The organism is Microbacterium sp. ZW T5_45 (assembly GCF_044987415.1).
In the GTDB taxonomy this organism is placed as follows: Bacteria; Actinomycetota; Actinomycetes; order Actinomycetales; family Microbacteriaceae; genus Microbacterium.
On the sequence record NZ_JBJDRJ010000047.1, the window covers coordinates 1 to 18,247 of the forward strand.

Here is an 18,247-nt window from a genome sequence, read left to right on the forward strand (position 1 = left end):
ACGATCCGCACCGCCTCCGCCCGCTCCGCAGGCGTGTATTGCACCCTCCTGATCGGCGGCCTCTTCCCACGCTCATCACTCATCTCATCCATCAGGACCAGACTCCACCATCACAGGGGCACCCCAACGGTTTCTTTCCTGTTCTCGCGCGGTTGACCTGTCCTGGGCTCGGGGCGGGACGTCAGACGCGCGGCACCAGGACGGTGAGCGCGGCGGGGCGGATGCCGATGGTGCAGGAGTCCCGCGCCACACGCTCCCCGTCCGCATAGACCAGCAGATCGGGAGCGGACACGTAGACGGAGTATGCGCGTCGATGCGTCACCTCGCGGAGCCCGAGATGACGCCCGCGAAGGAGCTGAGGGAACAGCCGCAGCAGCCGCAGGCGCCCCAACGGGCGCACCCGCACCACGTCGAGGGCACCGTCATCCGGCTCGGCGTCGGCACAGATCGGCATACCCCCTCCGTAACTCGCGGTGTTGCCGACGGCGATCAGGGTCGACGGCATCCGCTCGACCGGTTCGCCGTCGATCGCGACGTCGAGCTGCACCGGCCGAAGACGCAGCAGCTCGATCACCAGGGCCAGGTAGTAGCGCAGCGGTCCTCGGGGCCACCGCAGCCGGTCCGTCCGATCGCTGACACGCGCATCGAAACCCAGTGCGGCGACCGTGACGAACGGCCGGACGCCCTCAGCGCTGCGGACCTCTCCGACGTCGACCCGGCGCGGGACTCCGTCGAGCGCGACGTCGGCGGCGGCGATCGGGTCGAGTGGCACTCGCAGCGAACGGGCGAGGTCGTTGCCGGTGCCCGCCGGTATCAGGACCATCGGCACGTCATGGTCGACGAGGATGTCGAGGACGCAGGACAGCGTTCCGTCTCCCCCGACGACGACCAGGAGGGATGGCGCCGCTTCCAGCGCCTGCACTGCCAGCATCCGGGTCGCAGCGGCTGAGTCCCCGGCCACGACTCGGACGTCGTGACCCCTGCCGCGGAGCCTGTCCGCGACCGCCGCAGCCGCTCGCCGAGCCCGTCCTCTGCCCGCCGTCGGATTCGACAGCACCACGATGTGCGCTCCCACCGATGCCTCCGGTCCTCGCGAAGCGGTAGGGATCACCGCGCTCTGCACTCAGTATGCCCGTGCGCGGGCGGCTCTCCGGGCAGCATCCGGAGTCGAGTCGTTCGCTGAGCATCGTGCATCCGAGTGGGGGCTCCTGGAAGAACCCGCAGGGAACAGCGGATGAACACCCCGGCGGCGGCACCGTGCACGCACGCCACCCTGCTGAAGACAGTGCACAGTAGGGGCATGGACATGATCCTCTCGCTCCTCGGAGGCAAGGGAATGTCGGGGCTGCTGAAAGGCGGCACGGCGATCCTGACGATCCTGCTGGTCTTCCCCGCACTGCTGAAGATCTTCGTCGTCACGGTCGACGAAGGCTGGGCGGCGATCCGGACCAGGAACGGGAAGCCGATCATCCGGAACCGCCCGGCGCGACGCCCGCGCAGTCGGGGCGGCGCCGTCGGCGAGGTCGTCGTCCTCGATCCTGGCTCGCACGGAGCCTTCCCGCTGTTCTACTGGTACAAGCTCATCGATGTGCGCTGCCGGGCCACCGATCTGCCCGCGCGCGAGATGACCGGTGCGAGCGGGCATCAGCACCGGGTGCACGCCTCGTTCGAGTGGCGTCCGATACCGACGGGTCGCGACCTGCGGGTGTTCGAACTCGATGTCGTGAACGTCAAGGAACGCGCGTCGAACATCGTCGGCGCGGCGCTGCGAGATGTCGTACGGGGCCTCGATGGCGCGGACCTGCCGCACAACGACGAGATCAACACCCGGGTGATCGCCGCGAGCGCCGACGAGGTCCGCCGGGCCTGCGGCGTCGAGCTGGTCCGCGTGATGGTGACCGGCGACGCGCTCACCGACGGCTATCTGCTGTCGACCGCGATGCGCGACACCGATCGCTCGGCGGATGCTGTCGCCGCTCTGCACGCACTCAACTGACGCGCATCGCTCGCGTCCTCAGCGCTGTTCGTGCAGCGGGAGTTCGATCGCTCCGGTCTCGCCGGCATGGCGCGCGACCGGGATGCGGGTCCCCAGCACCTGGGAGACGACGTCCTGGGCGATCTTCGCCGGCGTAAGGCCGGCATCCGCCAGCACCTGATCGCGTGACGCGTGGTCGATGAACTCGTCAGGGAGCCCGAGCTCGTCGACCGCCGTGTCCACGCCCGCCTCGCGGAGCACCTGACGCACGCGCGTACCGATGCCTCCCACGCGGATGCCGTCCTCGAGGGTGATCACGAGTCGGTGGCGTCCCGCGAGCTCCACGACCGACGGCTGCACGGGTACTGCCCAGCGCGGATCGATCACGGTCGCGCCGATGCCCTGGGCGCGGAGCCGCTCTGCGACATCCATCGCGAGGGCGGCGAACGGTCCGATGGCAACGATCAGGACGTCCTCGGCCTCACCACGACCGAGCACGTCGACGCCGTCGTGCAGTCTCTCGATGGCCGGAAGTTCCGCGGCGACCTCGCCCTTCGGGAAGCGGATCACCGTGGGAGCGTCGCCCACGAGCACCGCCTCGTCGAGGGCTTCACGCAGACGCGCTCCGTCACGTGGAGCGGCGATTCGGATGTGCGGCACGATGTGCAGCATCGCGAGGTCCCACATGCCGTGGTGGCTGGGGCCGTCAGGCCCGGTCACTCCGGCGCGGTCGAGGACGAACGTGACGCCGGCGCGATGCAGAGCCACATCCATGAGCACCTGGTCGAAGGCACGCCCCATGAACGTCGCGTAGACCGCGACGATCGGATGCAAGCCCCCGTAGGCGAGTCCCGCGGCGGAGGCGACCGCGTGCTGCTCGGCGATGCCGACGTCATAGACGCGATCGGGGAATCGCTCGGCGAACGGGGCGAGACCCGTCGGTCGCAGCATTGCGGCCGTGATCGCGATCACGTCGTCCCGTCGCTCGCCGACCTCGACCAGCGCATCCGAGAAGACATCGGTCCATCCGAGACCGCCGGACCCCAGGGTCTCCCCTGTCACCGGGTCGATCTTCCCGACAGCGTGGAACTGGTCGGCTTCGTCATCGCGGGCTGGCTGGTAGCCGCGCCCCTTCTCGGTGATCGCGTGGACGATGACCGGAGCGCCGTAGGACTTGGCGAGTTCGAGCGTCTCGATGAGTGCCGGGATGTCGTGGCCGTCGACCGGGCCCAGATACTTGATGTCGAGGTTCGAGTACAGCGCCTCGTTGTTCGTGAAGCGCGAGAGGAACCCGTGCGTGCCGCCACGGACGCCACGGAACACCGCCCGGCCGACAGGGCCGAACGCGCGGAAGAAACGGTCGGACTTGCGGTGCAGATCCTTGTAGGCGGCAGCGGTGCGCACACGATTCAGATAGCGCGACATGCCGCCGATGGTGGGCGCGTACGAGCGCCCGTTGTCGTTCACGACGATGACGAGGTTGCGGTCGTTGTCGTCGGAGATGTTGTTGAGCGCCTCCCAGGTCATCCCACCGGTCAGAGCGCCGTCGCCGACGACGGCGACGACGTGCCGGTCGGCGCGACCCGTCGCGGTCAGCGCGCGCGAGACGCCGTCGGCCCAGCTGAGGGAGCTCGAGGCGTGCGAGGACTCCACCACGTCATGCGGGCTCTCGCCGCGCTGCGGGTAGCCGGCAAGGCCGCCACGCACCCGGAGCTGCGAGAAGTCCTGACGGCCGGTGAGCACCTTGTGCACGTATGACTGGTGCCCGGTGTCGAAGATGAAAGGGTCGTCGGGAGACGAGAACACTCGATGCAGAGCGATCGTCAGTTCGACGACGCCGAGGTTGGGGCCGAGATGGCCACCTGTGCGGGCGACGTTCTCGACGAGGAACTCGCGGATCTCCGCTGCCAGCTCTTCGAGCTGCGCGACCGAGAGTCCATCGAGATCACGGGGTCCTGAGATGCTCGGAAGAATCGGCATCTGCACCTCCTCAAGGCACCGTAGCGACGGCCGTTTCCGGTTCGGCCGACGGTCGATCCTATCGCGGGCAACCAGGGAAAGCCCGGTGACCCACGGGGCTTGACAGACGACGAAGGGCCCGGATCGAGCGATCCAGGCCCTTCGTGCGTCGCCGATCAGACGAGCGAGCGCAGCACGTACTGCAGGATTCCGCCGTTGCGGTAGTAGTCCGCCTCACCGGGGGTGTCGATGCGCACGACGGCGTCGAACTCGACGGTCTGCTTGCCCTCGGGCGAGTGCTCGCTCGGGGTGGCCGTGACGCGGACGGTCTTCGGCGTGACGCCGTTGTTGAGCTCTTCGAGACCCGTGATCGAGACGATCTCGGTGCCGTCCAGGCCCAGGGACTCCCAGCTCTCACCCGCGGGGAACTGCAGCGGGACGACGCCCATGCCGATGAGGTTCGAGCGATGGATGCGCTCGAAGCTCTCGGTGATGACCGCCTTGACGCCCAGCAGGCTGGTGCCCTTGGCCGCCCAGTCGCGCGATGAACCGGAGCCGTACTCCTTGCCACCGAAGATGACCAGCGGCGTGCCCTCGGCCTGGTAGTTCTGGCTCGCGTCGTAGATGTACGACTGCGGACCCTCCGGCTGGGTGAAGTCGCGAGTGAAACCGCCCTCGACGACCTGGCCGTCGTTGACGGCCGCGACCAGCAGGTTCTTCAGGCGGATGTTCGCGAACGTGCCGCGGATCATGACCTCGTGGTTGCCTCGGCGCGATCCGAACGAGTTGAAGTCCTTGCGGTCGACGCCGTGCTCGGTGAGGTACTGCGCGGCGGGCGTCCCCGGCTTGATGTTTCCCGCCGGCGAGATGTGGTCGGTCGTGACCGAGTCGCCGAGGGTGGCCATCACGCGGGCGCCATGGATGTCGGCGACCGGGGTGAGTTCCATCGTCATACCGTCGAAGTACGGCGCCTTGCGCACGTAGGTCGAGTTCTCATCCCACTGGAACGTGTCGTCCTCGGGCGTGGGGAGGTTGCGCCAGCGCTCGTCCCCGTCGAAGACGGTCGCGTACTGCTTGATGAACTGGTCACGCGAGATCGAGGAGTCGACGATCTCCTGCACCTCGTCGGGCGAGGGCCAGATGTCCTTCAGGAAGACGTCGTTGCCCTCGGGGTCCTGGCCCAGCGCGTCGTTCTCGAAGTCGAAGTGCATCGACCCTGCCAGGGCGTAAGCGATCACGAGCGGCGGGCTCGCGAGGTAGTTCATCTTCACGTCGGGGCTGATGCGACCCTCGAAGTTGCGGTTGCCCGAGAGGACGGCTGTGACGGCGAGGTCGTGCTCGTTGATCGCGGTGGAGACCTCTTCGATCAGCGGACCGGAGTTTCCGATGCAGATCGTGCAGCCGTAGCCGACGGTGTAGAAGCCGAGACCCTCGAGGTCCTTGTCGAGACCGGACTTCTCGTAGTAGTCGGTGACGACCTTCGACCCGGGGCCGAGGGTGGTCTTGACCCAGGGCTTCTGCTTGAGACCCTTCTGCAGGGCCTTGCGGGCGACGAGACCGGCCGCGATCATGACCGAGGGGTTCGACGTGTTGGTGCACGAGGTGATGGCCGCGAGGGTCACCGCTCCGTTGTCGAGGATGTACTTCTCGCCGGCCGGAGTGGTCACCGGGACCGGGTTCGAGGCGTTCGCGGGTGCGCCGCTGGAGATGTGCACCGGACGCGTGGTCGGCTCCTCCTCACCGGGGACCTGACCGGGGTCGGATGCCGGGAAGGAGTGCTTCGACTCGAGATCGACGATGTCGTCGCTCGTCGAGGCGGTCGCGTAGTTGAGGATGTCCTGCTCGAACTGCGTCTTCGCCTCCGACAGCAGGATGCGGTCCTGGGGGCGCTTCGGGCCGGCGATCGACGGCACGACGGTGCCGAGGTCGAGCTCGAGGTACTCGCTGAAGTTGGGCTCGTTGGACGCGTCGTGCCAGAGCTTCTGCTCCTTGGCGTAGGCCTCGACCAGCGCCACGGTCTCCTCCGGGCGACCGGTGAGTCGCAGGTAGTCGAGTGTGACGTCGTCGATCGGGAACATCGCCGCGGTGGAGCCGAACTCCGGCGACATGTTGCCGATGGTGGCGCGGTTCGCGAGCGGCACGGAGGCCACGCCCGCGCCGTAGAACTCGACGAACTTGCCGACGACGCCGTGCTTGCGCAGCATGTCGGTGATCGTGAGGACGACGTCGGTGGCCGTGACACCGGCGGGGATCTCGCCGGTCAGCTTGAAGCCGACGACGCGCGGGATGAGCATCGAGACGGGCTGACCGAGCATGGCGGCCTCGGCCTCGATGCCACCGACGCCCCAGCCCAGCACGCCGAGGCCGTTGACCATCGTCGTGTGCGAGTCGGTGCCGACACAGGTGTCGGGGTAGGCGCGCAGGACGCCGTCGACGGTGCGGTCGTAGATGACCTTGGCCAGGTGCTCGATGTTCACCTGGTGGACGATGCCGGTCCCGGGCGGGACGACCTTGAAGTCCTGGAAGGCGGTCTGCCCCCAGCGCAGGAACTGGTAGCGCTCGCCGTTGCGCTCGTACTCGATCTCGACGTTGCGCTCGAGGGCGTTCTCGGAGCCGAACAGGTCGGCGATGACGGAGTGGTCGATCACCATCTCCGCGGGCGAGAGCGGGTTGATCTTGTTGGCATCGCCGCCGAGAGCGGTGACGGCCTCGCGCATGGTGGCGAGGTCGACGATGCAGGGAACGCCGGTGAAGTCCTGCATGACCACGCGCGCCGGCGTGAACTGGATCTCGGTGTTCGGCTCGGCCGAGGCGTCCCACGAGCCGAGAGCCTCGATCTGCGCCTTCGTCACATTCGCACCGTCCTCGGTGCGCAGCAGGTTCTCGAGGAGCACCTTGAGGCTGAAGGGGAGCTTGTCGAAACCGGGCACCGTGTCGATGCGGAAGATCTCGTAGTCGGTGCTGCCGACCGTCAGGGTGCTCTGGGCACCGAAGCTGTTCACCGTGGACACGAATCCGTCTCCTTCTATTCGGATGGGAGCGACAGGCGCCTCCATCTTGCTCGCCAGCGAGCCCTTGCGGCTAGCAAGGCGGACCTAACCAGTCTGCTCCGCACAGCCCTCGGGCGAAAGCCTGCAATTTATCTTGATGTCAAGATAAATCTATCACGCTTTATCGGGCTCTCCGGCATCCGGCTCGCGCGGATACAGAGCCCGCACGACCAGCCAGGTGACGGCGATCAACGGGGCGAACAGGGGAAGCCCCATGATCAGCTTGAGAGTGCCGAGGGCCGTGACCTCCTCGGCCAGATACAGCGGAAGCTGCACGGCGAGGCGAGCGAAGAAGAGCGCGGACCAGGCGATGCCCAGCCAGAAGAATGCCCTGCGCTTGCGACGGTCCTGACGCCATGCCGTCGCCTCGCCCGTGAGGAAGCCGGCGGCGATGCCGATCAGGGACCAGCCGATCAGGGTGGTCACCAGGAGCACGGTGCCGTAGGCCGCGTTCGTGATGAGGCCGGGGACGAAGTTGTCCTGGCCACGTCCGGTGAACAGAGCGAGCGCCGCAGCGGCTCCCGCCGCGACAAGACCGCCGATGGCCGCAGACGGCGGCGACTTCTGCAGAAGGCGGACGACCGTGAACACCGCGGCGAGACCGACGGAGACACCGAGCGCGAGGATCAGCGGCTCCGGCTTGATGGTGAACAGAACGACGAAGGCGAGGCTCGGGATGATCGATTCCAGGATGCCGCGCCAGCCGCCGATGGCGGACCAGACGACCTGTTGCGTGCTGGACCCATCGTTCGGATCGATGCCGGCACGACGTGCCGCTCCCCCGAGTGCCGCACCCAGGATCTGGGATGCACTCGGCTCGGGTGCCGGCGGCGTGAGTGCGGGATCCGACGAGGTCGAGTCCGGCTCCGACGGCGCGGGAAAGGTGCTCACGCGGAGCCCGGCGTGGCCGGCATCTTCAGCGGGATGAGATCGCGCGGGGGCATGGGCGCCCCGCCGCGGACGACGACGATGGACCGAAACAGGTCCTCGACCTTCTCCGCCGCTTCAAGGTCGGATGCCGCTGCACCACCGATCACGCCGCGCAGGAACCAGCGCGGGCCGTCGACGCCGACGAAGCGGGCCAGGCGCAGGCCGGATCCCTCGTTCGCGGGAGCCGGCACCTCGGCGAGCAGTTCCTTGCCGAGCGGGCCGTCGCGCTCTTCGACACGCCCCCCCTGCGTCCGCACCTGGTCGCGCAGCTGCACGCGGGTCTCATCCCACAGCCCGCCCGAGCGCGGCGCCGCGAAGGGCTGCACCTGCAGGGAGGAATCGGCGTAGTCGAGCCCGACCGCGACGATGCGCTTGCTCTGCTCCTCGACCTCGAGGCGCAGATTGAGGCCCTCGCGCGGAAGGATCTTGATGCCGCCGAGATCGATGTACGGACGGACGGGATTCGCCTCGGAGTCGTCGAGAGGGCCCTCGGTCGCCCGATCGATGGGCGCCGACTTCGAAGGAGTGGCGTTGTTGTCAGTCATTGGCCTGCCCTGCTGGGGTGTGTTCGTTACCTGCCTGGTAACCGGTGGAACCGAATCCTCCCTCACCGCGGGCGCTGTCTGGCAGCTCCTCGACGGGGATGAACTCGGCACGGGTCACCGGCATGATGATCAGCTGCGCGATGCGATCGCCGATGGCCACATCGTACGCGCTGCGGATGTCGGTGTTGATCAGGCTCACCTTGATCTCCCCGCGGTACCCGGCATCGACCGTTCCGGGGGAGTTCACGATCGAGATCCCGTGCTTGGCGGCGAGACCGCTGCGGGGGACGACGAACGCCACGTAGCCGTCGGGTAGGGCGATGCGGACACCGGTCGCGACGAGCGCGCGCTCCCCCGGCTCGAGGTGCACGGCTTCCGCGGCGACGAGGTCCGCTCCGGCGTCTCCGGGGTGCGAGTACGTTGGCACCACCGTCGCGCCGTCGAGCACAGGGGCGATAATGGGGACGTCAACCGATTCAGTCACCCCCTGAGGCTAATGCAGAACCGCACCCCGCAGACACGTCCCGCCTACCGAGAGCGGCTGTCGCCGAGCCTGTGGCTGCTCGTGACCGCGGCCGTCGCCGGCCCCGTCGCATCGATCATCTTCCTCCCCGTATGGCCGACATTCGCACTGGTCTTCGGCGTCGTGGCGATCCCACTGTTCGTCGCGGCGTTCATCCTGCTCGCACCGTCGATCAGCGTCGACGGCTCGGTCCTGCGATCGGGACGGGCGCACATCGATGCCCGCTTCCTCGGCGATCCGGTGGCACTGACCGGCGAAGAGGCGCGGGCTGCGCGAGGGCCGAAGCTCCCGGCGCGAGGTTGGCACCTCATCCGCGGCGGCATCGACGGCGTGGTCGTCGTGCCGAACATCGATCCGGACGATCCCGTCGACACCTGGACGATCTCCTCCCGGACCCCCGACCGCCTCGCGGCGGCGATCCGTGCGGCGCGACCCGCGGCATCCGGGAACTGATCCCGCAGCATCCTGCGACGGTGCGCTCCGCGTACCGACGTTCGCCGTCGGACGACCCGCGAATCAGCCTGGATACGACGACGCGCCCTGGGCCGGAGGGCCCAAGACGCGTGACGATCGTTCGACGCTGCGATCAGGCAGCGCACTCCTTGCAGATCGGGCCGGACGCGCCCTCGTGGTCGAGCTGCGAGCGGTGCTTCACGAGGAAGCAGCTCATGCAGGTGAACTCGTCCTCCTGCGCGGGCAGGACGACGACATCGAGCTCGAGGTCGGAGAGGTCGGCACCGGGGAGATCGAAGCTGGACGGGTTGTCCGCGTCCTCGTCTCCCGTCGAACCGGAGTTCTTGTCCGGCACACGCTCCTTGAGGGCTTCGATCGACTCGGAGTCGTCTTCACTCTTGCGGGGAGCGTCGTAATCGGTTGCCATGTGGTAAATCTCCACTTTCATGGTGCGAGTGGTTGGGGGATGCCGTCGGGTAATCGGCGGCCATAGTTTGCATGACCCGCGAGCATTTCGCAAATGCCCGCGCCCACGACCGATCAAACTCACGGCACGCCCACGCTATTCCCGCCCACGACGGCCCCTGCGTGACACCATGAACGGACACCCATCAGAGGGGCATTCGCATGGAAAACGTCACTATCGTCGGCACAGAAGCAGGAGTTCTCGTACTCGCGACCGAGTCGGGCACGCGGTTCGCGCTCCCCATCGATGACGTGCTGCACCGCGAGATCCGTCGCGCGACCCGACAGAACGAGCCGACCGCCCAGAAGCTCGCGGCGAGTCCCCGTGACATCCAGGCGCAGATCCGCGCCGGTCTGACCGCACCCGAAGTCGCCGAACTCCTCGGCATCGGCGTCGACGACGTCGAACGCTTCGAGGGTCCTGTGCTCGCCGAGCGCGAGCATGTCATCGACCAGGCGCTGGCCGTGCCGGTGTTGATCGGCAGCGAGGTCGAGCCCGATGCCCAGCCGACGTTCGGCACCGCCATCCGGGCGAAGCTCGCCGAGCTTCCGGCATCCGCCGAGCGCTGGGCGAGCTGGAAGGAGGAATCGGGCTGGATCGTCAAGCTCGAGTTCACCGCGAACGACGTCGACCACGACGCCCGGTGGAGCTTCGACCCGCGCCGCAGCGCCCTCGCTCCACTGAATGCCGACGCGATCCAGCTGTCGCGTCAGGGCTCTCTGCCCGAGGGGCTCATCCCTCGCCTTCGCGCAGTCGACAGCGAGCGCCCCGCATCGCCCTACAAGGACGAGAGCAGGTTCGACTCCGGCGCCTTCGGCCCCCGCCTGGTCCCGACCGCTCCGGAGTCCGTCGAGGAGCCCGCACTTCCCGAGCGCTCGAATTCCGCCGCGCAGGATGCCGCCATCAAGCGAGCTCCCGAATCCGCGACCACGAGCCCCGAGACCGCCGACCTGCTGGAAGCGCTGCGCCGTCGACGCGGCCAGCGTGAGAGCGCACCCGTTCTCGACGTGGAGCCCGCATACTCCCCCGCACCTGTCGAGGCGGAGCCGAACCCGATCGCGATCTTCGACGGCCTCGACACGGCGGATGAGGAGCCCGAGGACGAGACGCCGTCGGCTCCCGAACCGCAGGACACCGGGCGCAATCGTCGCCGACGCAACGCGATGCCGTCGTGGGACGAGATCGTCTTCGGAGCCCGCACCGACGAGTGACCGCCGCCGTCACGCGGTGAGCGAATCCCCGCCACCGCCGACGGTGAACAAGAGTCTCAACGGACGAAAGCACCGAGGCGCAGCCACGGGACCTGACGTTCCTCGGGTGTGAGTCCGCCGTGTTGCCCGACCATGCCCCGACTGCGCTGATCCGTGGCGGTGCCGTCGTACATCGCGCGGTTGCCGCGGGGGACGACGATCAGGTCTCCGATGCGCTCCGCGGCGGTCACGCTGACGCGGGGCCCGAACAGCCCGGCTCCGATCGCCTCCGCACGGCCGGCGACGTCCGCGAGCCCCTCGAGGTCCTGCCGCCATCGACCGATCACGCTGTCCGCATCGGCATCCGGCTCGAGATAGACATGCAGCATGCGTGGCTCGCCGCCGATGTGTCGCACGTCCTTCACATGTCCCTCGTCGAGCACGATCTGGCGTGCGGCCGGCACATCGACCATGCCGTGGTCCGCGGTGACGAGCACGCCGACCCCTGGTGGCACTCGCTGCGACAGAGCTGCATCGATGTCCTCCAGCGCGGCGACCCAGGCATGCGAATCGACGCCGTGCTTGTGCCCTGCTTTATCGACCTCTGGCAGGTAGCAGTAGACGATCGATCCCGGATGCCGTTCGGCGAGGTCGTACGCCGCGGCAATGCGCTCCGACGGCGTCGGCGCGGAGGCGAACTCCGCTCCGCGCAGGGTAGCCCTGCTGAAGCCGCTGCCCGCATAGGCGGCGACTCCGACGGCGAAAGCCGGGCGCCCTTCGGCGTCCGCGCTCTCGAAGATCGTCGGCGCTGCCTGCCAGCTCATCGGATCGATGCCGTCGCCCTCCCAGCCGGAGAGCTGATTGACGAGCACATCCCGTGCACGATCGAGCACGCGATAGCCGACCAGACCGTGCTCGCCCGGCCACACACCGGTCAGCAGGCTGGTGAGCGCCGCCGCAGTGGTCGAGGGGAACACCGAATGAGCGACGTCCTTCTTGCCCATTCCCGCCGTCAGAGCGCGGGCGTGACCGGCGTGGGCACGAAGGGCGATCGCGCCCAGCCCATCGATGAGCACGAGGACCACCGAATCCGCGCGCGGCAGGCTCGGCGACTCACCGCGCAGGCTCGCGAACAGGTCGGCCGCCACCCCGACGATGCTCCGGGATGTCGGGGACTCGGACGGTAGCATGAGAGGCATCCGAGCCAGTCTGACACAGGCTCCCCCGACGCCCTCAGCCCGCATCACCCAGGATGGCCATGCCGAAGACCCCGCCGCCCGAGCTCGCTCCGGAACGAATCCAGGACATCGATCTCGAAAGCGAGATGCAGGGCTCCTTCCTCGAGTACGCGTACTCGGTGATCTACTCGCGGGCGCTTCCCGATGCTCGTGACGGCCTGAAGCCCGTGCAGCGTCGCATCCTGTACCAGATGGCGGAGATGGGTCTGCGCCCCGACCGCGGTCACGTGAAGAGTGCTCGTGTCGTCGGCGAGGTGATGGGAAAGCTGCACCCTCACGGCGACACCGCGATCTACGACGCCCTCGTCCGTCTCGCCCAGGAATGGGCGCTGCGTGTTCCCCTGGTCGACGGACACGGCAACTTCGGATCCCTCGACGACGGCCCCGCGGCCGCGCGGTACACCGAGGCACGGCTCGCTTCGCCGGCGATGTCGCTCACGGAGAACCTCGACGAGGACGTCGTCGACTTCATCCCGAACTACGACGGCCAGTTCCAGCAGCCGGCCGTCCTGCCCGCGGCGTTCCCGAACCTGCTCGTCAACGGAGCCAGCGGCATCGCCGTCGGCATGGCGACGAACATGGCGCCGCACAACCTCATCGAGGTCGTCGCGGCCGCGATGCACCTCCTCGAACATCCGGATGCGACCACGGAAGAGCTCATGGAGTTCGTCCCCGGACCCGACTTCCCCTCCGGCGGAGTGCTGATGGGCCTCGATGGTGTCAAGGACGCCTATGCGAACGGGCGTGGAGCGCTGAAGGTGCGCGGCAAGGTCTCGGTCGAGTCGATCGGACCGCGCCGCACCGGGATCATCGTCTCGGAGCTGCCGTACATGGTCGGCCCCGAACGTCTGATCGAGAAGATCCGCGACGCGGTGCAGTCCAAGAAGCTCCAGGGAATCAGCGACGTCACCGACCTCACCGATCGCAACCACGGCCTGCGCGTGTCGATCGGCATCAAGACCGGGTTCGACCCGAACGCGGTCCTCGAGCAGCTGTACCGGCTCACCCCGCTGGAGGACTCCTTCAGCATCAACAACGTCGCCCTCGTCGACGGTCAGCCGCGCACGCTCGGTCTCAAGGACATGCTCAGCGTCTACGTCGCGCACCGCCTCGAGGTGATCACGCGTCGCAGTCGCTACCGGCTGGCTCGACGTGAGGAGCGTCTGCACCTCGTCGAGGGTCTGCTCATCGCGATCCTCGACATCGACGAGGTCATCCAGGTCATCCGGTCGTCCGACGATTCCGAGCAGGCCCGCAGCCGTCTGCGCTCGGTCTTCGATCTGAGCGAACTGCAGGCCGAGTACATCCTCGAGCTGCGTCTGCGCCGCCTCACCAAGTTCTCCCGCATCGAGCTGGAGGCCGAGCGCGACGCCCTGCGCGCCGAGATCGCCGCGCTCCAGGAGCTGCTCGCGAGCCCCGCGCTGCTGCGCGCTGCGGTCGCGAAAGAGCTCGACGCGGTGGCCGACGCCTACGGGACGCCTCGCCGCACGCTGCTGATGAACGCCGCCCCGCCGAAGCCGCGTGCGTCGAAGGGCGCGGTGGATCTGCAGATCGCGGATGCTCCGACCGTGCTCGTGCTCTCCACCACCGGTCGCGCGGTGCGCGTCGACCTCGCGGAGGGGCAGGAGCTCGCCGCGGCGGCCAGGCGCAGCAAGCACGACGCGATCCTCACGACCATCTCCACCACGGTCCGCGCGGAGATCGGCGCGATCACCAGCGCCGGACGGGTGGTGCGATTCTCCCCTGTCGATCTGCCGTCCGTCCCCTCGTCATCCGTGCAGCTCGGCGCGGGCACGCCCGTGCGCGACTACCTCGGCATCACGACCAAGGGCGAACGGATCCTCGGATTCCTCGACTTCGCCAGTGAGACGCCGATCGCTCTCGGCACCGCCCAGGGCACAGTCAAGCGCATCGTGCCGACGGCCCTCCCCGTGCGCCCCGAGGTCGAGATCATCGGGATGAAACCCGGCGACACCGTCGTCGGTGCCGCAGAGGCTTCCGACGACACGGAGCTCGTGTTCGTGACGACGGACGCGCAACTGCTGCGCTTCGCGGCGTCGACCGTGCGCCCGCAGGGTGCGCCGGCCGGCGGCATGGCGGGCATCAAGCTCAGTGCCGGCGCCACGGTGCTGCATTTCGGGGCGGTGGCCCCGGAAGCGGATGCTGTGGTCGCCACGGTGTCGGGCGGCGACAGTGCCCTGCCCGGGACCGAGCCCGGTCGTGCCAAGGTGTCGTCCTTCGCGGAGTACCCCGCGAAGGGGCGAGCGACGGGCGGAGTGCGGGCGCATGCGTTCCTGAAGGGCGAGGATCGGCTCACGGTCGCCTGGGTCGGTCCCGAGCCCGCGCTCGCGGTCGACCCGACCGGGGCTGTACGGAAGCTGCCGGAGTCCGGCGCACGGCGCGATGCCTCAGGGCAGCCGATCGACGGCGTCATCGGTTCGATCGGACGCACGCTCGCCTGAGAGGCCTCCGGGTCGGAGCCGGGACGCGAGGAGGTTCGCGGTGGGTGCCGACCTCGTCGACGGGCGGCGCTCGGCATCCCTCAGCGCGTCGGCACGCGGAAGCGCGGCTCCTCCAGGATCCGTCGCAGAACCGCCGACACCGCCGCCGGAGCATCCCAGGTCACGACGTGACCGGCATCCGGAACGATGTGCTCGACGATACCCTCTGCGGCCGCCCACCGCGGCATCGCCGTGGCGATGTTGCCTGTTCGGTCCTCGCCACCGCGGATCAGCGCCAGGGGAACGGGAGTGCGGTATCCCAGCTCCGGCGAGATCAGAGACACCGTCGCCCGCCAGACGTCGAGGAAGACGGCCTTGGGCATGCGTGCGAAGGTCTGCCGTGTGCGCTCGATCGCGCCCGGCGATACCGCCGACGCACGTGCCATCATGCCCGGCAGCCACGCGGCAGGGACGGCGGAGAGCATCGGCGCGGCGAGTCGCAGAGCACGTCGCTCGAGGGCGGTGAGCGGTCCCGCGTTCCAGCTCGCGTCGATCACGACCAGAGCGCTCGCGACCCGGGGACTCTCGCGCACGAGCGCCTGAGCGAGGTTTCCTCCCAGGGAATGCCCCACGAGCACAGGGGGCGTCGCGCCGACCTCCTCCACCACGGCTCGCATGTCGTCGAGTGCATCGCGGGCGCTGAACGGTCGTCCGGAGAGCGACGACGCGCCGTGCCCGCGGAGGTCCCAGAGGATGACCCAGTGACCCGCGTCGAGGAGTGCCGCAGCCTGCTCGTCGTACATGAGGTGGTCCATGCCCGCTCCATGCGTGAGCAGCACCGGACGCCCGTCACCGCCGGAATCCGCGAACGCGATGACGGCCCCTGGACGAACGAGTCTCCGATCCAGATGCATCGCGCCCGGCCGCCGTCGGTCGTTCAGGCGTCGATCGACTCGCGCGACAGACGACCGGAGGAGTCGATGATGAACTCGCGCCGCGGTGCGACCTCATTGCCCATCAGCAGTTCGAAGACACGGCCGGCCGCCTCGGCATCCTCCATCCGCACGCGGCGGAGCAGACGCCCACCGCGGTCCATGGTGGTGTTCGCGAGCTGCTCGGCGTCCATCTCTCCGAGTCCCTTGTAGCGCTGGATCGGCTCGTGCCAGCGCTTGCCCGCCTTGCGGAGCTTGGCGAGCAGACCGTGCATCTCCTGCTCGCTATAGGTGTAGATCGTCTCGTTCGGCTTCGATCCCGGGTTCATCACGATCACACGGTGCAGCGGAGGCACGGCGGCGAAGACGCGTCCCTCCTCGATCAGGGGGCGCATGTAGCGGAAGAACAGGGTGAGCAGCAGCGTCCGGATGTGCGCGCCATCCACGTCGGCGTCGCTCATGAGGATCACCTTGCCGTAGCGCGCGGCGCTGATGTCGAAGCTCCGCCCGGAGCCGGCACCGATCACCTGGATGATCGAGGCGCATTCGGCGTTCGAGAGCATATCCCCGACCGAGGCCTTCTGCACGTTGAGGATCTTTCCCCGGATCGGCAGCAGCGCCTGGAACTCGCTGTTGCGTGCGTTCTTCGCGGTGCCCAGCGCCGAGTCGCCCTCGACGATGAACAGCTCGCTGCGCTCCACGTCGTTCGTACGGCAATCGACCAGCTTGGTGGGAAGCGTCGAGGACTCCAGCGCGTTCTTGCGGCGCTGGGTCTCCTTGTGCGCGCGAGCGGAGACGCGGGCCTTCATCTCGGCGACGATCTTGTCGAGCAGCTGGGTCGCCTGGCTCTTGTCGTCGCGCTTGGTGGAGCTGAAACGCTCACCGAGGTCCTTGCGCAGCACCTGGGCGACGATCTGCCGTACCGCGGGAGTCCCGAGGACCTCCTTGGTCTGCCCTTCGAACTGCGGCTCGGGGACGTTCACCGTCAGCACGGCGGTGAGTCCTGCGAGCACATCGTCCTTCTCGAGCTTGTCGTTGCCCACTTTGAGACGACGCGCGTTCTGCTCCACCTGCGCGCGCAGGACCTTCAGCAGCTCCTGCTCGAAGCCCTGTTGGTGCGTACCGCCCTTGGGGGTCGCGATGATGTTGACGAACGAGCGGGTCGTCGTGTCGTAGCCGGTCCCCCACCGCAGGGCGATGTCGACGGCGCACACGCGCTCGACCTCGGTCGCGACCATATGACCGTCGGCCTGCAGCACCGGAACGGTCTCCTTGAAGGTGCCCTCGCCCTGGATCCTCCACGTGTCGGTCACCGGAGCGTCGGTGGCGAGATAGTCCACGAACTCCGAGATGCCGCCCTCGTAGTGGTAGGAGGTCTCGATGGGCGCGGCGGCGTCCTCGCCGCCGGTGGCGCGCTCATCGCGCACGACGATCTCGAGACCCGGCACGAGGAACGCCGTCTGACGCGCCCGGTTCTCGAGATCGGCGAGCTGGAACGCGGCGTCCTTCGTGAAGATCTGGGCGTCGGCCCAGTAGCGGATGCGGGTCCCGGTGACGCCGCGGGGCGCCTTGCCGATCACGCGGAGATCGCTCTTGTCGCGGAACGGCGTGAACGGGGCGTCGGGGCGCTTCTCGCCGGCATCGTCGAAGATCCCGGGCTCGCCGCGATGGAACGACATGGCGTAGGTCTTGCCGCCACGATCGACTTCGACGTCGAGACGCTCCGACAGAGCGTTGACGACCGAAGCGCCGACACCGTGCAGGCCGCCGGATGCCGCGTACGAACCGCCGCCGAACTTGCCGCCGGCGTGCAGCTTGGTGAACACGACCTCGACGCCGGTGAGCCCGGTGCGCGGCTCGACGTCGACGGGGATGCCGCGGCCGCGGTCATGCACTTCGACGCTGCCGTCTGCATGCAGGCGGATGTCGATCTTGGAGCCGTTGCCTGCGACGGCCTCATCGACGGCGTTGTCGATGATCTCCCAGAGGCAGTGCATGAGGCCCGGCGAGCCGTTGGATCCGATGTACATGCCGGGGCGCTTGCGGACGGCTTCGAGCCCTTCGAGCACCTGGAGATGATGGGCGGAATACTCGGCGGTCACAATCTCCGATTCTATTCCGCGGATCCGCTCCGGTTCCGTAGACACTCCCCGGTATGCCCGAGCCCGCCGTGCGGGCGTACGCGCTGAGCGAAACACACCGCAAACCGGGCATTCACCAGGCCCGGTCGTGGTTGTATTGAGCACACCTGACAGAGGACCCGGAACTCAAGGAGGCACCGAGATGAATGCAACGACCGAACGTGAGACCTCCACCGTCGAGTTCCGACTCACGGCGATGGACCGCTGCGACTCCTGCGGAGCACAGGCCTACATCGCCGCGGAGGTCAACGGCTCCGAGCTCCTCTTCTGCGCACACCACGGGCGCAAGTACGAAGAGAAGCTCCGCAGCGTCGCCACCAGCTGGCACGACGAGACCTCCCGCCTCATCGAGGCCTGACGAGATCGTCGCCTGACGCATCCAGCCCCGAGTCGCCGTTCCGGCC

15 protein-coding genes are annotated in these 18,247 nt (G+C 68.2%); 5 read left to right on the top strand and 10 right to left on the bottom strand.

Going from position 1 to position 18,247, the window contains the following annotated elements; genetic code table 11:
- Window positions 1–181: 181 nt before the first annotated feature.
- Window positions 182–1,123 carry a diacylglycerol/lipid kinase family protein gene (locus ACI3KS_RS17440; protein ID WP_404919803.1) on the bottom strand — a complete coding sequence of 314 codons (942 nt, stop codon included), beginning with the start codon at window positions 1,121–1,123 and terminating at the stop codon, window positions 182–184.
- 177 nt (window positions 1,124–1,300) lie between these two features.
- On the opposite strand from ACI3KS_RS17440, the gene ACI3KS_RS17445 reads away from it, so the two are divergent.
- Window positions 1,301–1,996: an SPFH domain-containing protein gene (locus ACI3KS_RS17445; RefSeq protein WP_404919804.1), complete on the top strand. Its 696-nt coding sequence runs from the start codon at window positions 1,301–1,303 to the stop codon at window positions 1,994–1,996.
- 18 nt (window positions 1,997–2,014) lie between these two features.
- Here the strand turns inward: ACI3KS_RS17445 and dxs are convergent, their stop codons facing one another.
- From dxs to dut, 5 genes are all read right to left on the bottom strand, one after another.
- A complete protein-coding gene (dxs, locus tag ACI3KS_RS17450; RefSeq protein WP_404919805.1) occupies window positions 2,015–3,955 on the bottom strand; it encodes a 1-deoxy-D-xylulose-5-phosphate synthase in 1,941 nt (646 codons plus the stop codon).
- Between the two features lie 155 nt (window positions 3,956–4,110).
- Window positions 4,111–6,990 carry an aconitate hydratase gene (locus tag ACI3KS_RS17455; RefSeq protein WP_404919806.1) on the bottom strand — a complete coding sequence of 960 codons (2,880 nt, stop codon included), beginning with the start codon at window positions 6,988–6,990 and terminating at the stop codon, window positions 4,111–4,113.
- A gap of 108 nt (window positions 6,991–7,098) precedes the next feature.
- A complete protein-coding gene (locus tag ACI3KS_RS17460) occupies window positions 7,099–7,875 on the bottom strand; it encodes a DUF3159 domain-containing protein (RefSeq protein WP_404919807.1) in 777 nt (258 codons plus the stop codon).
- Window positions 7,872–8,459 (bottom strand): DUF3710 domain-containing protein, encoded by a 588-nt coding sequence (locus ACI3KS_RS17465; RefSeq protein WP_404919808.1) that lies wholly within the window; start codon window positions 8,457–8,459, stop codon window positions 7,872–7,874. The genes ACI3KS_RS17460 and ACI3KS_RS17465 overlap by 4 nt, the downstream gene beginning before the upstream one ends.
- Complete coding sequence (gene dut / locus ACI3KS_RS17470) at window positions 8,452–8,943, bottom strand: dUTP diphosphatase (RefSeq protein WP_404919809.1); 492 nt, start codon at window positions 8,941–8,943, stop codon at window positions 8,452–8,454. The genes ACI3KS_RS17465 and dut overlap by 8 nt, the downstream gene beginning before the upstream one ends.
- Before the next feature lie 12 nt (window positions 8,944–8,955).
- On the opposite strand from dut, the gene ACI3KS_RS17475 reads away from it, so the two are divergent.
- The gene (locus ACI3KS_RS17475) at window positions 8,956–9,435 is read left to right on the top strand and encodes a DUF3093 domain-containing protein (RefSeq protein ID WP_404919810.1); all 480 of its coding nucleotides are present in this window, start codon (window positions 8,956–8,958) and stop codon (window positions 9,433–9,435) included.
- A 133-nt stretch (window positions 9,436–9,568) separates the two neighbouring features.
- Here the strand turns inward: ACI3KS_RS17475 and ACI3KS_RS17480 are convergent, their stop codons facing one another.
- Window positions 9,569–9,862, bottom strand: coding sequence for a DUF4193 domain-containing protein (locus tag ACI3KS_RS17480; protein ID WP_404919811.1), 294 nt, complete (start codon window positions 9,860–9,862; stop codon window positions 9,569–9,571).
- 200 nt (window positions 9,863–10,062) lie between these two features.
- Here ACI3KS_RS17480 and sepH point away from each other — a divergent pair, with 200 nt between their 5' ends.
- A complete protein-coding gene (gene sepH, locus ACI3KS_RS17485) occupies window positions 10,063–11,112 on the top strand; it encodes a septation protein SepH (RefSeq protein WP_404919812.1) in 1,050 nt (349 codons plus the stop codon).
- A gap of 56 nt (window positions 11,113–11,168) precedes the next feature.
- Here sepH and ACI3KS_RS17490 read toward each other — a convergent pair whose 3' ends face one another.
- The gene (locus ACI3KS_RS17490) at window positions 11,169–12,290 is read right to left on the bottom strand and encodes an alkaline phosphatase family protein (protein ID WP_404919813.1); all 1,122 of its coding nucleotides are present in this window, start codon (window positions 12,288–12,290) and stop codon (window positions 11,169–11,171) included.
- Between the two features lie 59 nt (window positions 12,291–12,349).
- Here ACI3KS_RS17490 and ACI3KS_RS17495 point away from each other — a divergent pair, with 59 nt between their 5' ends.
- Window positions 12,350–14,791, top strand: coding sequence for a DNA topoisomerase (ATP-hydrolyzing) subunit A (locus ACI3KS_RS17495; protein ID WP_404919814.1), 2,442 nt, complete (start codon window positions 12,350–12,352; stop codon window positions 14,789–14,791).
- Window positions 14,792–14,871: 80 nt separating this feature from the next.
- Here ACI3KS_RS17495 and ACI3KS_RS17500 read toward each other — a convergent pair whose 3' ends face one another.
- Complete coding sequence (locus ACI3KS_RS17500; RefSeq protein ID WP_404919815.1) at window positions 14,872–15,684, bottom strand: alpha/beta fold hydrolase; 813 nt, start codon at window positions 15,682–15,684, stop codon at window positions 14,872–14,874.
- 23 nt (window positions 15,685–15,707) lie between these two features.
- Window positions 15,708–17,804, bottom strand: a complete 2,097-nt coding sequence (locus ACI3KS_RS17505) for a type IIA DNA topoisomerase subunit B (protein WP_404919816.1) — start codon at window positions 17,802–17,804, stop codon at window positions 15,708–15,710.
- Between the two features lie 181 nt (window positions 17,805–17,985).
- Between ACI3KS_RS17505 and ACI3KS_RS17510 the strand changes: the two genes are divergently transcribed.
- Window positions 17,986–18,201 (top strand): hypothetical protein, encoded by a 216-nt coding sequence (locus ACI3KS_RS17510; RefSeq protein ID WP_404919817.1) that lies wholly within the window; start codon window positions 17,986–17,988, stop codon window positions 18,199–18,201.
- Window positions 18,202–18,247 lie beyond the last annotated feature (46 nt).

What these genes read in the sequence shown, in the direction of transcription:
- ACI3KS_RS17490 (WP_404919813.1), bottom strand. Translation starts at nt 12,290, where the DNA reads ATGCCTCTCATGCTACCGTCCGAGTCCCCGACATCCCGGAGCATCGTC.
- ACI3KS_RS17510 (WP_404919817.1), top strand. Translation starts at nt 17,986, where the DNA reads ATGAATGCAACGACCGAACGTGAGACCTCCACCGTCGAGTTCCGACTC.
- ACI3KS_RS17445 (WP_404919804.1), top strand. Translation starts at nt 1,301, where the DNA reads ATGGACATGATCCTCTCGCTCCTCGGAGGCAAGGGAATGTCGGGGCTG.
- ACI3KS_RS17475 (WP_404919810.1), top strand. Translation starts at nt 8,956, where the DNA reads ATGCAGAACCGCACCCCGCAGACACGTCCCGCCTACCGAGAGCGGCTG.
- ACI3KS_RS17500 (WP_404919815.1), bottom strand. Translation starts at nt 15,684, where the DNA reads ATGCATCTGGATCGGAGACTCGTTCGTCCAGGGGCCGTCATCGCGTTC.
- ACI3KS_RS17455 (WP_404919806.1), bottom strand. Translation starts at nt 6,990, where the DNA reads ATGGAGGCGCCTGTCGCTCCCATCCGAATAGAAGGAGACGGATTCGTG.
- sepH (WP_404919812.1), top strand. Translation starts at nt 10,063, where the DNA reads ATGGAAAACGTCACTATCGTCGGCACAGAAGCAGGAGTTCTCGTACTC.
- ACI3KS_RS17480 (WP_404919811.1), bottom strand. Translation starts at nt 9,862, where the DNA reads ATGGCAACCGATTACGACGCTCCCCGCAAGAGTGAAGACGACTCCGAG.
- ACI3KS_RS17495 (WP_404919814.1), top strand. Translation starts at nt 12,350, where the DNA reads ATGCCGAAGACCCCGCCGCCCGAGCTCGCTCCGGAACGAATCCAGGAC.
- dxs (WP_404919805.1), bottom strand. Translation starts at nt 3,955, where the DNA reads ATGCCGATTCTTCCGAGCATCTCAGGACCCCGTGATCTCGATGGACTC.
- ACI3KS_RS17465 (WP_404919808.1), bottom strand. Translation starts at nt 8,459, where the DNA reads ATGACTGACAACAACGCCACTCCTTCGAAGTCGGCGCCCATCGATCGG.